The organism is Streptomyces odonnellii, assembly GCF_000981895.1.
Classification (GTDB): Bacteria; Actinomycetota; Actinomycetes; order Streptomycetales; family Streptomycetaceae; genus Streptomyces; species Streptomyces odonnellii.
In genome coordinates, this window is sequence record NZ_LATD01000005.1 from 1 (window position 1) to 14166 (window position 14166).

A 14166-nucleotide genomic window follows, 5' to 3' on the forward strand; every position below is an offset into this window, starting at 1 on the left:
CCCCACCAGACGCACCGGCATCCACCGCAACCGCGTCAACCGCGACCGCGTCCGGCACAATCCCCGCCACCGGCGGAAACAGCATCGACCCATCCGCATCCGCGATATTGACCGCCACCCCCGCCGGCACTCCCATCGCCGGAATCACCTCATCCAGCAGCCGCGCACCCCGAATCTCCGCGAACTCCCACTCCCGCCCCGAAACCAGACCGTCCCCGCCATCCCGCGCCCGCGCGAACCGCGCCAGCGCCGCCTCATCCGTGAACCCGCAGACCCACCGCACCCCACCCAGCTCCGCCGTCCACAACCCACCGTCGACGAACGGCACCAGCACCACCGCCCGCCGCAACTCCCCCACCAACGCCCGCGGATCCCCCACACCCGCACGCCGCTCAGCAATACGCTCCACAAGCGCCACAGCCGCCCCCGTACCCACTCCAGCCTCCAAGCCCGTTGTCCAACGGCGTACTTCACTGTAGGAGACCACCCCCCGATGGGTGCCAGTGCTGCCCTACGGGCAACTTGCGCAGATGTTGGGGTCAGTTGCGGCGTGCGGCCCAGACGGTGCGTTCGGTGCGGACCGACAGGTCGTCGCGGCGCAGAATGCTGTGGGGGCTGTCCGTGTCCAGCAATCGGTCGAGCGCGGCGAGATCGAGGGGCGACAGTGCGTCAACGACGCTGTGGCGGATGCGTCGCAGGGCGCCCAATGCGTAGCGTCCGATGGCCTCGCTGCGGGACCCCTCGATGTTCACGGTGACGGTCCGCTCACCTTCGAGGGTGAACCCGGCCCCGGTCAGCATCGGCCCCCAGTCGGCACCGCGGTGCGGCACGTGTTCGGCATGGAAGCCGTCCATCGCGGCGTGGCAGCGGTCTTCGAGGCCGGGCCGGTCCTCGGGTGCGTTCTCGGGCAGGAAGCGGGGGAAGCCGGACAGTTCGACGACGGCGAACAGGCCGCCGGGCGCGAGTATGCCGTGAACAGCTCGCAGGGCGCGGTGGGGGTGGGCCATGTGGTGCATCGAGGCCGAGGCCCACACCAGGTCCGGCGTGCCGAGGTCGGGCCAGTCTGCGGCGCCGAGGTCGGCCTGTACGGTACGCACGCGGGCATCCCCGTGCTGCGCGCACGCCTTCTCGCGTAGACGCTTCAGATGTCCCGGCGAGGTGTCCGCGGCGATGACATGCGCCTCGGGGAAGCGGTCGAGCAGGGCGAAGGTGCCCGCTCCCGTTCCGCAGCCCAGATCCACGATGTGGCGCGGGTCGGTCTCCAGGGGCAGCCATGCGGTGATGGACGCGATGTGCTCGGCGAGGACTTCCGCGTCCAGGTCGAGGATTTCCGCCTGGCCATCGGTGTCGTAATGCTGCTGGTCGTGGTGGCCGTGCTGGGTGGCGTGACGGACGGTGTGCGGCCGCGTGTGGCTCATGCCGACACGCTAAGGCGCGCTTGCGCGGGCGGCAGGGCGGCTCCCGAATTGCGCAAGGTGTTGGCCTCCTGCGCTGCCGTACGCGCAAGGCGCCCCGCGCCGGGCGGGCACGCCGGGCGCCGGGCGGCTTGCCCGTCACTCCCGGTTGGCCTGACTCAGGTGGCCTGAGCGTCACGGTCGCCGCCGCTGTCGCGCTGGTGTCCACGGCGCGCGTCGCGGTCGAAGATGCCCAGGATCTCGCAAGGGCCGCCCTCGGCGCCGATCGCGTGCGGCATCATCGTGGGGAACTCGGCGGCCTGATTGGTCTCGATACGGAGGCGGCGGTGGCCCAGCATGAGGACCGCGGTGCCGGACAATACGACGAGCCATTCACGGCCCGGGTGGGCACGCATGCGGGAGGGGTTGTCCGGCGGCGGCTCGGTCATGCGCTGACGTACGACGCTCATGCCGGGGTCGCCCTTCACGGGCCAGCGCATCAGACCGCGGGCGCCGTCGATCACCGGGCTGGTGACGACGTCGTCGGCGGCGGTCTCGACGAGCTGGTCGAGGGTGGTGTCGAGGGCGCGAGCGAGGATGACGAGCTGATCCAGTGCGAGGCGGCGCTGCCCGTTCTCGATGCGGCTCAGTGAGGACTGGCTGAGATTGGCGCGGGTGGCCAGTTCTTCCAGGGACCAGCCCTGTGCGACCCGCAGAGCGCGGATGCGTTTGCGTACGAGGCTGTCCAGCTCGCCGATTTCTTGCGTCATGAGCAATATCGTATGCCCTCGGTGCAATGTGCGTTTAGCGTCGATCGCGGAAGCCCGGAGCGGCCGGGGCCACGCACGATGAAGGGGCACGACATGTCTGTGCGGAATCCCGCGTACGCGAGCGACGCACTGCCTGGTGAGACCGTGGACGTTGTGGTGATCGGCGGCGGCGCCGCGGGCTTGAACGGTGCGCTGATGCTGGCCCGTTCGCGCCGCTCGGTCGTCGTGATCGACAGCGGCACCCCGCGCAACGCGCCCGCCGAGGCCATGCACGGCTTCATCGTGCTGGACGGCATGCCGCCCGCCGGGCTTCTGAAGCGGGGCCGGGAGCAGGTGCGCGAATACGGCGGCCGGGTCGTCCTCGGGGAGGTGACCTCGGCTGAACCGGCTGAACCGGCCGACGACGGTGATCTGCGTTTCACGGTCACGCTGGCCGACGGCGGCACGGTGACGGCACGCCGCGTACTGGTCGCCACCGGCCTGCGCGACGTACTGCCGGAGGTGCCGGGGCTCGCCCCACACTGGGGGCAGGGCGTGGTGCACTGCCCGTACTGCCACGGCTGGGAGGTGCGCGACGAACCGATCGGCGTCATCGCCACCGGCCCCGCCTCGGTCCACCACGCGCTGCTCTTCCGCCAACTGACCGACGACCTCGTCTACTTCACCGGTGGTGCCGACCTCGACGAGGACACGCGAGCACGCTTCGCCGCCCGCCGCGTGCGCGTCGTCGACACCCCGCTGCGGGACGTCGTCACCGGCGAGGACGGCGGTATCGCTGGAGTACGCCTGAGCGACGGCACGTTCGTGGCCCGCCGAGTCCTCGCGGTTGCCACGCGGATGCAGGCCCGCGCCGAGGGCCTGGACGGCCTGAAGCTGCCGATGGAGGATCTGCCCGACAACATGGGCCGCCGCTTCGCCTCTGGAATGGCCGGCGCCACCGAGGTGCCGGGCGTGTGGGTGGCCGGCAACGCCGCCGACCTGACCGCTCAGGTCGGTGCCTCCGCCGCGGCGGGTGCGCTGGCCGGCTCCCACATCAACGCCCTGCTGGCCGACGCCGACACCGCCGCGGCCCTCGCCGCCGCCCGGGCCGGCACCACCGCCTGACGCCAGGTCTCGTACGTACATACGGAGCAACGGCCGGGGACGGCCCGCAGGACGGTCTACGACAAGGCGGCGATCGAGCGGCCCGGCGTGCTGCCAGGGCCCGTCGGGCTGAGGACCGGGGGCGCGGTGGCACGCGTCGTGCCCGAACTGCCGGCCGGCCTCGTGCTGGTCGACGGGCGTATGGCGCTGGTACGGATCTCGCGCCTGGAGGAGGAGCAGCCGACGGCGGTCGTCCTGCATCCCTCGGCCCTGTTGACGGCTGTGGAGGCACTGTTCGCGGAAGTGTGGAAGCGGGCTCTGCCGCTCGGCGGCGCACCGGAGGACTGCGCGGACACGAACACCTCGGCGGGCCGCGAGGATCTGGTGGCACTGCTGCTGTCCGGCCTGACCGACGCGGCCATCGCCCGGCACCTCGGCCTCAGCCGGCGCACCGTGCAGCGCCGCGTCGCGGAACTGATGGCGCGCTCGGGGGCGCGGACACGTTTCCAGATCGGTATCCATCTGGCGCGCGGCGAGAACGGCGTGGGCGACGGCTGATCCGTACGGACGCACACGGGAGAGGGCCGGCTACGAACCCAATGGCACCTGCCGCGTACGAACGAGCGCTCGCAGCATCGCGGCCCCCGCCGCCACCGCCGCGACGTGCAGGACTGCCGCGAGCGCGAGGTTTTCCGGCAGGGCCGCGCCGGCCGGTCGCACGACCGCCAGGTACAGGGTGAACGGAAGCTTCCAGCCGCTCCACGCGAACAACGAGCCCGAGCCGAGCCAGCCGAGCACCATCGGGCCCCACCGGGGGACTCGGGCGGGCCTGCCTCGGACGGCGGCCCAGGTGGCGGCGGACGCCACGAGCGCCCAGAACCCGAAGAGGCCGGACAGCACATACCAAGCGAGGTCCCGCTCGCCGCGGTGGGCGACACCCGCGGTGCCGCCCACCGCCCAGTACAGCCAGATGAGACCGACCGCGGAGCCGACCACGACCGTCCACGGCAGCGCGCCCGGCGAGCCCCCTCCACCGTCCCCGAGCCGCCCCGCGAACGCGTCCGGCCAGCGCCGCCGCAAGTACGCGGGCAGCGCGACGGCCAGACCCAGCCCCATGCCCACAAACCCGATCTGAACCAGGGCGGCCTCCCAGACCGGCATCGACGGGCCGACGTCACTCCCACTCTCCGGACCGCTGTCCGCCGAGCCCAGCAGCGAACTGAGAACGGCGTACGGCAACACCGGGACGAGGAACCCCGTCCCGACCCAGGCGCAGAAAGCCAACGGCGCCCCCGGTATGCGCATCCCCCACGGCCGCACCAGCGCGAGCGCCACCGCGATCCCGATCCCCGCCATACCGATCGTCGCGCAGTTGAGCACCACCCACTCCGTCTTGCCGAACCCGGCCCCGACCGGCAGCAGTCCCAAAAGCGAACCGACGACCCACGACACCTTGATCAGCAAGTAGGGCGTCAGCGCCAGCGCCGCCGCATACGCCGCGACCCGCCCGACCCGGTCCCACCGATCCACCTGACCCCCCATTCAAGCAACGGAGTTCAAGTCTCGTTCACCACAGCCCCCACAGGCGTCAACCGCCAGGCGCATCCCCGTCATCACTCAGGAGGAGCGAGAACCGGCCGACGGGAACACACAGAACTGCCGGAGCACAACGAGCCGCCGTTTCAAGCCCCCAGCCGCGCGATGCAGCGAAGCAGATCCTGTCGTCGGTCGGCAGCGAGCTGTTCCAGCGAGGCCGTGACGCAGAGGTCGTACGCGGCGATGTGACCTCCGACGACCTGGTGCCGCTGATGTGCGGCATCGCCTACGCCGCGAACGTCCACGGAACCCCGGCAGTCCGCGTCGAGACCGCCCGCCGGTACCTGGCCGCGCTGCTGGAAAGCGTGTTCGTCCGCCGTTGACGCGTCGGCGCTGGGCCGGAGAGGCGGGAGCAGTCGGGAACCGTTGTGCCGAGGCGCGGTGATGCACACCCCGGCACGACGGGCTTGGGTTAGATGCCGAACGGTGCGGCGTAGTGGACCGTACCGCTGGGCAGCGGGTGGTCGGCGTCAAGAGTAAGAGCCATCATGGCCTCATCCGGGACGTCGATGCTGAGTCCGATGCCGTACTGGGAAGCGCGCGTGAAGCCGAACCGCGGGTAGTACGTCGGGTGTCCGAGGACGGTGACGAAGTGTTCACCCATCTCCTTGGCAGCCTGCAACGAGGCGCGGATCGCCGCGGAGCCGGCGCCGGTCTTCTGGTATTCGGGCCGGACGGCGACCGGGCCCAGGCACAGGGCCGGGGTCTCGTCGATATGGCAGCGGGTCAGCAGCGCGTGGCCGACGGGCTTGCCGTCCTGGCCGGTGGCGACGATGGACAGTCCGCTGATCCACGACGGGTCCGCGCGCAGGGCGTCGACGAGGTCGGCCTCCGACGGAGTGTCAAACGCGGCGAGGCTGATGCCGCGAATGGTGGAGATGTCGGCGCTGGTCTCGGCGCGCGTGATCCAGTTGATGCTCACGATTGTTGGAGATCCGTTTCATGGTTGGTCGGATGGCCGGTTCCCAGTGACCATCTGCTGGCGCGGGCGTTGCCGACCCTGGGCTGAGCAGCCGCGACATGTTAAGCCCTACCTGCTGCGGCACCGCCTGCTCCGCTACCTGGCGGAGCGGCACGGTTTCACCGGCTTCGTCATGGAGTCCGGCTTCGTCGAGGGATGGCCGGTCGACGACTGGGTGCGGGGAGGCGACGCGGGACTCGACCGGGTACTGGCCGAGGGATTCACGTACACGATGGGCGTGTGGAGGCAGATGCGCGCCCAACTGGAGTGGATGAGGCGGCACAACCGGAGCACCGACCGTCCGGTCGCGTTCCACGGCATGGACCCGCCGGGTTCCTGCGCTTCACTGCTGCCCGCGCTCGACGCGGTCACCGACTATCTCGCGCAGGCCGATCCCGGTACGAGGTGGATCCCCGCCTGCGCGAGGCTGCTGCCTACTGGGCCGGCACGTCGTCCTACTCCCAGCCCCAGGCCATGGCCGGGTACGCCGAGGCGCCGCCCGCGGTGAAGGACGCGCAGACAGCCGGTCTCGCCCGGCTCGTCACACGACTGACCGCGGGCCGGCTGGACTACGTGAAGCGGACCACGGCTGACGCCTACGGCCGTGCGCTGCGCGCGGCGCACCTGGCCGTAGCCCTAGGGGCGTGTCTTGTGGATCTTGCCGGGCTCGCGTGCCCGCAGTGACATCAGCCGCTGCCGCGGCGGGCCGCGCCTCGCGGCGTTGTCGTCGGTCGCTTACTCCCCCGCAGCCTTAAGGGCGTGGGAGGTACCCCCTCCGCGTGGACTCCCTCCTCCGCCTTGCGATCCGCCCCCGTAGCCTGAACGGCACGGGAGGTACCCCCTCCACCAGACCCCGCTCCCTGACCCAGCCTGACCCACAAGCCACGCCCTAGGTCCTGCTGACAGCGACGGAGCGCGCGACCCGGTGGCCGCGATGGGTGCGCGCGACAGTGCGATGGCGAACACCGTGGAATGGCTGCTGCGCGGTGAGGAACGCATCGTCGTCGCAGCACACAACGCCCATGTCCAGCGCTGGCCGTGCACACTCGCCGATCCGCCCGCGACGCCGATGGGGATGTATCTCTCCGACAGTCTCGGCGACGACTACCGGGTCATCGGCACCACAAGTGGGGGCGGTCGCACGCTGAACACCGCCGAGCTGTACACCGGCGCGATGTTCACCGATCTGGAACAGGCGGAACCGGGAACCCTCGACGCCCTGATGGCGGCCAGTGCCGACGGTCTCTTCGCCGTCGATCTCCGGCGGCTTTCCCCAGCCGACGCCGATACCGTCCGCGCCGCGCGCCGGCAGCGGGTCCACGGCCTGTCCGTCGAGATCGACGCGATGGAGGCGTACGACGTGTTCGTCCACGTTCCACTCGTCACGGCGGCCGAACCCGACCCCGGCGCGGCGGCGTGTTCGCCGCCGGAGGTCCGGGCGGCCCTCGCCAGAACCGCGTGAGGACCCGGCGCGCGGGCGGTTCCGGAAGCGCTCGGCCGGTGAACCCGTCCCGGTCGACCAGTACGTACTCGTCGCCGCCCACGCCGTAGCGCGCCGGTACCAGAACCGGCCCGGGAGCCTCCCCCCTCTCAGAGGCCGTCGGCCGTGCCCGGGCGCCGCCCCGACCGGCCGGTACCGACGACGGCCGGTACCGACGCGATCGGGGCGGCTGTTCTGCTGCCGACCGGAGCGCCCGGCCTTACTTCAGATGCCGGTCCAGGAACCGGCAGCCGTCCTCCAGCTCGAACCACGGTGTGCCGGTGTGCCCGCCCAAATTGGCGTGCAGTGTCTTCTCCTTGCTGCCGAAGGCGTCGAACAGGTCCAGGGCCCGTTGCCGCGGGTTCCCCTCGTCGTCCCACTGCAACAGGAACAGCAGCGGAACGGTGACCTGCCGGGCCTCCTCGCGCTGGGCGCGAGGCACGTAACCCCCGGCGAAGAGACCGGCGGCCGCGATGCGCGGCTCGGCCACCGCCAGCCGGATGCCGACGGCGGTCCACCCCGAGTACCCGACCGGGCCGCCGACCTCGGGCAGCGAAAGGAGGGCGTCCAGGGTGGTCCGCCATTCCGGGACCGCCATGTCGACCAGTGGGCCGACAAGGGACTCGAAGATCTCGTCGACCGGCTCACCGGCCCGCATCGCCTGCCGGAGGTCGGCGCGGGCCTGCTCGTCGGCGGCGGAACGGGGCCGGTCACCGCACCCGGCGGCATCGATGGACGCCACCGCGTAGCCGTGCGCCGCGGTGTACCGGGCCCGGGCCACCAGCCGGGGTTCCCGCTTGGGCAGGCCGTTGTTGTGGGCCATCAGGATCAGCGGGGCCGGTGCCGCGGATTCAGGCGTCCACAGGGTGCCAGGGATCTCGCCGAGGATGAATTCGCGTTCGAGGACACCGTCGTCGAGACGCTGTTCGGAAGTGAACTGCATGGTCGTGCCTTTCGGGAGTGCTCATGAACGGCGCTCCCGGACGACCTACCGCCCGACCGTGACCCCGGAGGGGAGCACCCATGTCGATACTGCGTTCACGGGTACCACCTCCTCGTTCTCTCGCACGGCCCCCGGAAAACTAGCAGTGGCCGCCGTGCTCCGCCAACGGGTTTTCACAGCCCCCCTCGCCGACGGCGCGCCACCACGCACCGTCCATCACAGAATCTTCGGCAGCGCCGCCCGCAGGGCCAAGCATTTGATCGCCGTGTGCGACGGAGCGCTCCTGGCCGGCGCGGCAGGTCTGCTGGAGGGCCGGCGGGCCACCACCAACTTCCATGTCCTCGACCTGCTGCCGGAGGTCGGCGCGATCCCCGTCGCGGGCCGCGAGGTCGTGCGGGACGGGAACATCTGGACGGCCGGACCGGCCACCGGGTCCTACGAAGCCGCCCTCTTGGTGCTGGCCGAACTGCACGGCGAAGAGGCCGCCAAGCGTGCCGAACTGGACATCGAGTACGCGCCGCACCCGGCCTTCGGGACCGGCAGTCCTCTCCTGGCCGGTCCCGAACTGACCAAGGACTCGACGGAAAGGTTCCGTCCGGTCAACGCCGGTGCCCGGTCCGCGCTCACCCGGCTCCGGACCTCGCAGGCCACCGCCTGAGCGGGCCCCGCGATCCGCCCCAGTACGAGAGCCCCGGGGCAGATCAGTTGGTCAGCCGGAACTCGGGTAACGGTCCACGGACCAGGGGGCAGACCTCGCCGTCCGGACGGTCACCTTTCGGGAAATGGTCCGTCCGCTGCCCGATTTGCGCGCCGTCGGTGCGAGCGCCATCAGCCCGGCCCGAAGCCCGTCCCGCTCCTCGTCGCTCAGGTGGGAGAACAGCTCACGGTCGAGACGCGCCGCGGCTTCACCGGCCTCGGCGAGCAGGTGCCGCCCGTGCTCGGTGATCTCCAGACGGGCCGCGTGACCATGGCCGGGCAAGGTCCGCAGCACCGCACCGCGCTCCTCCAGCGCCCGCACCGTGGCATGGATGCTCTGCGCGGTGATCCCGGCCCGGCGGGCGAGATCCGAGTACGACAGGTCCGGGCGGTGCGACGGACGCGCCAGGGCGCCGTAATGACGCAGGGTGAGCCCCAGCGTCGAGAGCTCGTCCTCCACCCGCCGGCTCAGCATCCGTCCGGCGGCCACCATCAAAAGAGCCACAGAACTGGGACCTGCCTGCTTGTCCGCACCCGCCATGCCCACCATCTTCTCCCAGCGCGGGCAGCGGCCCTCGCCCTCCCCCGCCTCAGTATGCGGTTCCGGCGCGGGCGGCGGCTCCGGGCCTCACTCCGTGGAGCCGGGTCCGGCCTGTCCGACCGGACCTGCCGGACCCGCGAGGTGCGCGTCCGCGAGTGCCAGGATCCGTTCGGCGGGCCCGCAGACCTCGCAGGTCCACAGCCGGACCGTACCGTCGTCGTGGGCGGTGACCAGCCGACGGCTGTCGGAGGTGAAGGCGACGGTCTCCACCGACGCGCCGAACCCGCCGAAGGTGACCGGTTCCGAGGGGCTGCCGGTCGGCCAGAGCCGTACGGTGCCGTCCTTGCCCGCACTGGCGATCCACCGCCCGTCCGGGCTGAACACCACGAACCACACGAAGCCCTGGTGGCCGTCGAGAACCACCGGATCGCCCGGCCGTTCCAGATCCCAGATCCGTACGGTGCCGTCGCTCCCGGCGGCGGCGAGCCTGCGGCCGTCCGGACTGAAGGCCACGGACCAGACGAAACCCTGGTGGCTGGGCAGGAGCCGCGGGGCTCCGGGCCGCTCCAGGTCCCACATCCTGATGACGGCGTCGGTGCCGGCCGCGGCGATGACGCGCCCGTCCGGGCTGAACGCGGCGGTACGGAAGAGGCCGCGCGGCGCCCGGAGCACCCGCTCGGAGGGTCCGCCCGCCGCCGGTTCGATGCGTAGCGCGCCTTCGCCGTCGACACCCGCGACCCGCTTCCCGTCGGGGCTGAAGGCGACGGACCAGGCGCCGCTCTCGTACCCCCGGAAGGTCACGGGACGGCCGGTGCGCGTGGTGTCCCAGACCCGTACGGTGCCGTCGAGTCCGGCGCTCGCCACCCGGCGTCCGTCCGGTGCCGCGGCCATGCCGAGTATCTCGTCCCCATGCCCCCGCAGCACTCGGTGGGTGCCGGTGGCGGTCTGCCAGATCCTGAGAGTGCCGTCCTCTCCGCCGCCGGCCACCCGCGGTCCGCCCGGGCGGGCCCCCGATGTGGTGTCGCCCGACAGGACGGACGCAGCCCAGACCGGTCCGTCATGACCGCGCAGTACGACGGGGTCGCCAGGTCCTCTGGGATCCCAGACACGGACCGAGCCGTCCTCGCTGGCGCTGGCGAGGCAGCGTCCGTCCGGACTGAACTGGGCCGACCAGACGGTCCCCTGATGTCCCCTCAGGACGAGCGGTACGGCGGCGGCCGAGGCATTCCAGACACGCATCGTCGCGTCGTCGCTGGCGGTGACCACCCGGGTGCCGTCCGGACTGAACGCCACACCCTCGACCGTACCGTCGTGGCCGCGCAGTACGAGCGGTGCGCCACCGCCGGCGGTGGGCCAGATCCGGGCCGTCCCGTCCACACTGGCGCTGGCCAGCAGGGTTCCGTCGGGACTGAACGCCAGGCGTTTCACGTTCTGTTCATGGCCGCGGAGCACCCGGGGGCCGCCCCGGCCCGAGCTGTTCCACAGCCGTACGGTGCTGTCCTCGCCGCCGCTCGCGACCTGCCGGCCGTCCGGGCTGAACGCCACCGCGATGACGGGCCCCTGGTGCCCGCGCAGAATGGTGGGGGTACCCCGGCCGCCCGCGTCCCAGATCCGTGCCGTTCCGTCGTCGCCCACGCTGGCGATCCGGGATCCGTCCGGGCTGAACGCCACATTCCACACCGGTCCGCGATGCCCGCGCAGCACCAGCGGCACCGCGCGGCCACGGACGTCCCACACCCGTACGGTGCCGTCGAGTCCGGCGGTCGCGAGGCGCCGTCCGTCGGGGCTGAAGACCGGGCTCCATGCCTCGCTGCGATGGCCTCGGAGCACCGCGGCCGGCTCGTGCCCGGAGACAGCGCCGCGGGACCAGCGCCAGATCCGTACCGTGCCGTCGGTGCTGGTGTCGGCCAGCCAGTGCCCGTCCGCGCTGAACGCCACCCCCAGCGCCCGGCCCCGCTCGGCGGGGACCACCGCGATCTGCCGGTCGTCGACGACGGCCTGCCGCAGTACGGCGTCGGCCTCGCGGGTCGGCGCGGTCCTGTACGCACGCCTGGCCATCGACAGGGCCTGACGGGGGTCGGCCAGGAGCTGGGCCCTCGCCTCGGCGGCGAGCTGCCGGGAGGTCGCCGTGGCGCGCTCGGCCGACGCGCGGTCCGCCTGCGCCAGTGCCACCCCCGCCAGCGCGCTCACCACCACGACCCCGGTGCTCAGGGCGGCGAGCGTGAACCGGGTACGCCGCCGGACACCGGCCCGCGCCTGGGCCTCCACCCGGCGCGCGGCCTCCAGGAACGCGGACTCCGTCGTGTTGAGCCGGGCGGTTTCGCGGCCGTCCCACCAGGCCAGCCGGGCTCCGCGGTAGAGGAAGCCGGTGTCCCGGCCGTGCTGGTCCCACTCCCGCGCGTCCACCGTCAACCGCCGCTGTGCCCGCAGCAGTTCCTCGTTCTCGGCCAGCCAGGTGCGCAGCCGGGGCCACTTCCGTATCACCGCCTCGTGGGCGATGGTCACCCCCTGGCTGTCGGAGGTGACCAGGCGCGCCGCGATCAGCCGGTCCAGTACTGCCGAAACCGCCGCGCTGTCGGGGCCGCCGAGGAGTTCGCCGAGCGGCGCGCGGCAGCGGGTGGCCTCCGTGCCGTCGCCGGGCGCGACCAGGCGCAGGACCATCTCCTCCGCGATCCGCTGCTGCGCCGCGTCCAGTTCGCCGTACGCCGCCTCGGCGCTCTGCGCGATCGCGCCGTGCACACCGCCGGCGGCGCGGTAGGCCGCCGCGGTGAGTGCCGCGCCCCGGCGGCGCCGCCAGGTCTCCAGGAGCGCGTGCGAGACCAGGGGCAGCGCGCCCGGCCGGTTCTGCGCCTCCGCCACCACGGTCTCGACCAGTTCGGGTTCGACCTTGATCCCGGCCCGTCTGGCCGGGCCCGTGACGACATGCCGCAGATCCGCGGCGTCCATGGGGCCGATCAGCAACTGGTGGCCGTCCAGGGCCTGTACGAGTCCGTCGTGCTCGGCGCACCGGGCGTAGAAGTCGGCGCGGATCCCGAGGACGACCCGTACGGCCGGTTCCCCGGCCACGGCCAGCAGCAGTTCGATGAACCGGCCGCGCTCCCCGGCGTCCTGGCAGAGGGTGAAGATCTCCTCGAACTGGTCGACCAGGATCAGCACCTGGGCGGGGCCCGGTTGATCGGCGACTATCTGGCGGACCGTGATCCGCAGGCTCTCCGGGCTGTCGCGCAGGGTGTCGTGCAGCACGCTCGCCGGGACGCGGAGCAGGTTCGCGAGATGGATCGCGAGTTCCTGCACCGGACGCTCGCCGGGGGTGAGCAGGACCGTTCGCCAGGTGCCGGCGCCCGTGGCCGATTCCTTGTGGAGCGCGGGCAGCAAGCCCGCCCGCAGCAGTGAGGACTTGCCCGCGCCGGACGCCCCGAACACCGCGAGGAGGGGTAACTCCGCCAGTCTGGAGCGCAGTTCGGCGATCAGCGCCCCCCGGCCGAAGAACCGCTCCTCGTCCGCGACACCGAAGGTGGCGAGCCCGAGGTACGGGGCGTCCTCGGCGCTCCGGTCCGGAACGGGCGCTTCCGGGGTCAGCTCGGCGCTCAGCTTCCGCCAGCGCTCCTCCCAGTCGGCGCGTTCGCCTCCGCACGCCTCCGCGTAGGCCAGGGTGACGGCGAGGCTCGGCAGCCGTTCGCCGCCCGCCGCCTCGGAGAGCGCGGTGACCGAGAAGTGGGCGCGCTTGGACAGCTCGCGGTAGCTCAGCCCCGCCGCGGCCCGCAACTGACGTAATTCCGAGGCGAATCGCTGAAGCGGCCCCGCCTCAGGATCCAGCTCGCGCTCAGGACGCCCCACACCCCACCCGTCCGAACCCAGCCCGACCGACAAGCCGTTGTTTGTCCAGCAGGACACGCCCGTGCTGGACAACCTGGCGAGGACTATACCTGTGGCTGGCGGTGCCGGGGGGTGAACGCCGTGTGCGGCGAATCCGCGCCCCTCGGTCATGACCAAGTGACGAGAGGGTTCATCATGCGGAAACTCAACTCCCTTCTGGCGGCGTTCGCGCTCGCCGCCGGAGCCGGTGCCGTGTCGGCGGCTCCCGCGCAGGCGGCGACGCCCACCTGCACGAGCTGGACCACCTACTACGCCACCGGCACGACCGACTACGTGGTACATGTCCCCAGCGCGGGTTACCAGACCGGTACGGTCAACTGCCTGCTCCAGCAGGGCAACTACGGTGACGCGGTCACCACACTGCAGCGCGGGCTGCGTCACTGCCGCGGCTACGACATCGCCGTCGACAGGGACTTCGGGCCGCAGACCAGGGCCGCGGTCCTGGACACCCAGAGATGGGCGAACGACGCCTTCGGCGCGGGGATCTCCGAGGACGGGGGCTACGGCCCGCAGACCAAGAACTGGATCCAGTACCCGGTGTGGACCTGGCCTGCCAACACGATGACGAACAAGTGCCAGCACTCGCCCGTCTGACCATGAGCGCGGTCTGACGACGGTCCCCGTATGACCACGGCGCCCGTATGACCACGGCGCCCGTCCGGCCATGAGTGCTGTCCGACCACGAACACCGCCCGGCCAGCAGTGCGCGCACGGCTGGCGGGCACGCCATTCCCACGGGGGGAAGCCCGCAGGTGGGGCCGCGGTACCGCGGCCCCACCTGCGGCTTCACGGAGCGCGGTGCGCCGTCGCTGTCCGCTCCCGGACT

General features: G+C 72.0%; 15 protein-coding genes. 7 read left to right on the plus strand and 8 right to left on the minus strand.

Features of this window, described 5'->3' with window-relative positions; all coding sequences use genetic code 11:
- The 3 genes from WH07_RS00555 to WH07_RS00565 form a co-directional block, all read right to left on the minus strand.
- A partial coding sequence (locus WH07_RS00555) for a hypothetical protein (protein WP_408645783.1) occupies window positions 1-418 on the minus strand: 418 nt, incomplete at its 3' end.
- 121 nt (window positions 419-539) lie between these two features.
- Window positions 540-1418: a class I SAM-dependent methyltransferase gene (locus tag WH07_RS00560; protein ID WP_046494186.1), complete on the minus strand. Its 879-nt coding sequence runs from the start codon at window positions 1416-1418 to the stop codon at window positions 540-542.
- Between the two features lie 155 nt (window positions 1419-1573).
- On the minus strand, window positions 1574-2164 hold the full coding sequence (locus WH07_RS00565) for a helix-turn-helix domain-containing protein (RefSeq protein ID WP_198533688.1): 591 nt from the start codon (window positions 2162-2164) through the stop codon (window positions 1574-1576).
- A 93-nt stretch (window positions 2165-2257) separates the two neighbouring features.
- Between WH07_RS00565 and WH07_RS00570 the strand changes: the two genes are divergently transcribed.
- Both WH07_RS00570 and WH07_RS00575 read left to right on the plus strand, forming a co-directional pair.
- Complete coding sequence (locus tag WH07_RS00570; RefSeq protein ID WP_046494187.1) at window positions 2258-3268, plus strand: NAD(P)/FAD-dependent oxidoreductase; 1011 nt, start codon at window positions 2258-2260, stop codon at window positions 3266-3268.
- A gap of 126 nt (window positions 3269-3394) precedes the next feature.
- On the plus strand, window positions 3395-3805 hold the full coding sequence (locus WH07_RS00575; RefSeq protein ID WP_052744169.1) for a helix-turn-helix transcriptional regulator: 411 nt from the start codon (window positions 3395-3397) through the stop codon (window positions 3803-3805).
- Window positions 3806-3835: 30 nt separating this feature from the next.
- Here WH07_RS00575 and WH07_RS00580 read toward each other — a convergent pair whose 3' ends face one another.
- The gene (locus tag WH07_RS00580; protein ID WP_046494188.1) at window positions 3836-4777 is read right to left on the minus strand and encodes a hypothetical protein; all 942 of its coding nucleotides are present in this window, start codon (window positions 4775-4777) and stop codon (window positions 3836-3838) included.
- A 251-nt stretch (window positions 4778-5028) separates the two neighbouring features.
- On the opposite strand from WH07_RS00580, the gene WH07_RS00585 reads away from it, so the two are divergent.
- On the plus strand, window positions 5029-5166 hold the full coding sequence (locus WH07_RS00585; RefSeq protein WP_198533689.1) for a hypothetical protein: 138 nt from the start codon (window positions 5029-5031) through the stop codon (window positions 5164-5166).
- A gap of 89 nt (window positions 5167-5255) precedes the next feature.
- Here the strand turns inward: WH07_RS00585 and WH07_RS00590 are convergent, their stop codons facing one another.
- On the minus strand, window positions 5256-5765 hold the full coding sequence (locus WH07_RS00590) for a GNAT family N-acetyltransferase (RefSeq protein WP_046494189.1): 510 nt from the start codon (window positions 5763-5765) through the stop codon (window positions 5256-5258).
- Here WH07_RS00590 and WH07_RS39455 point away from each other — a divergent pair.
- Window positions 5758-6312 (plus strand): erythromycin esterase family protein, encoded by a 555-nt coding sequence (locus WH07_RS39455; RefSeq protein WP_269801339.1) that lies wholly within the window; start codon window positions 5758-5760, stop codon window positions 6310-6312. The two genes, WH07_RS00590 and WH07_RS39455, sit on opposite strands and share 8 nt — an antisense overlap.
- A gap of 426 nt (window positions 6313-6738) precedes the next feature.
- Window positions 6739-7266 carry an erythromycin esterase family protein gene (locus WH07_RS00600; RefSeq protein ID WP_079022851.1) on the plus strand — a complete coding sequence of 176 codons (528 nt, stop codon included), beginning with the start codon at window positions 6739-6741 and terminating at the stop codon, window positions 7264-7266.
- A gap of 238 nt (window positions 7267-7504) precedes the next feature.
- Here the strand turns inward: WH07_RS00600 and WH07_RS00605 are convergent, their stop codons facing one another.
- Complete coding sequence (locus WH07_RS00605; protein ID WP_046494190.1) at window positions 7505-8227, minus strand: dienelactone hydrolase family protein; 723 nt, start codon at window positions 8225-8227, stop codon at window positions 7505-7507.
- A 145-nt stretch (window positions 8228-8372) separates the two neighbouring features.
- Here WH07_RS00605 and WH07_RS00610 point away from each other — a divergent pair, with 145 nt between their 5' ends.
- The gene (locus WH07_RS00610; RefSeq protein ID WP_052744173.1) at window positions 8373-8885 is read left to right on the plus strand and encodes a DJ-1/PfpI family protein; all 513 of its coding nucleotides are present in this window, start codon (window positions 8373-8375) and stop codon (window positions 8883-8885) included.
- A gap of 51 nt (window positions 8886-8936) precedes the next feature.
- Here WH07_RS00610 and WH07_RS35975 read toward each other — a convergent pair whose 3' ends face one another.
- Both WH07_RS35975 and WH07_RS00620 read right to left on the minus strand, forming a co-directional pair.
- The gene (locus WH07_RS35975) at window positions 8937-9464 is read right to left on the minus strand and encodes a MarR family winged helix-turn-helix transcriptional regulator (protein WP_232788651.1); all 528 of its coding nucleotides are present in this window, start codon (window positions 9462-9464) and stop codon (window positions 8937-8939) included.
- Between the two features lie 87 nt (window positions 9465-9551).
- On the minus strand, window positions 9552-13301 hold the full coding sequence (locus WH07_RS00620; RefSeq protein WP_198533690.1) for an nSTAND1 domain-containing NTPase: 3750 nt from the start codon (window positions 13299-13301) through the stop codon (window positions 9552-9554).
- Window positions 13302-13475: 174 nt separating this feature from the next.
- On the opposite strand from WH07_RS00620, the gene WH07_RS00625 reads away from it, so the two are divergent.
- Window positions 13476-13934 (plus strand): peptidoglycan-binding domain-containing protein, encoded by a 459-nt coding sequence (locus tag WH07_RS00625; RefSeq protein ID WP_046494191.1) that lies wholly within the window; start codon window positions 13476-13478, stop codon window positions 13932-13934.
- Window positions 13935-14166: the final 232 nt, after the last annotated feature.

What these genes read in the sequence shown, in the direction of transcription:
- WH07_RS00605 (WP_046494190.1), bottom strand. Translation starts at nt 8,227, where the DNA reads ATGCAGTTCACTTCCGAACAGCGTCTCGACGACGGTGTCCTCGAACGC.
- WH07_RS00560 (WP_046494186.1), bottom strand. Translation starts at nt 1,418, where the DNA reads ATGAGCCACACGCGGCCGCACACCGTCCGTCACGCCACCCAGCACGGC.
- WH07_RS35975 (WP_232788651.1), bottom strand. Translation starts at nt 9,464, where the DNA reads ATGGCGGGTGCGGACAAGCAGGCAGGTCCCAGTTCTGTGGCTCTTTTG.
- WH07_RS00565 (WP_198533688.1), bottom strand. Translation starts at nt 2,164, where the DNA reads ATGACGCAAGAAATCGGCGAGCTGGACAGCCTCGTACGCAAACGCATC.
- WH07_RS00570 (WP_046494187.1), top strand. Translation starts at nt 2,258, where the DNA reads ATGTCTGTGCGGAATCCCGCGTACGCGAGCGACGCACTGCCTGGTGAG.
- WH07_RS39455 (WP_269801339.1), top strand. Translation starts at nt 5,758, where the DNA reads ATGCTCACGATTGTTGGAGATCCGTTTCATGGTTGGTCGGATGGCCGG.
- WH07_RS00600 (WP_079022851.1), top strand. Translation starts at nt 6,739, where the DNA reads ATGGGTGCGCGCGACAGTGCGATGGCGAACACCGTGGAATGGCTGCTG.
- WH07_RS00625 (WP_046494191.1), top strand. Translation starts at nt 13,476, where the DNA reads ATGCGGAAACTCAACTCCCTTCTGGCGGCGTTCGCGCTCGCCGCCGGA.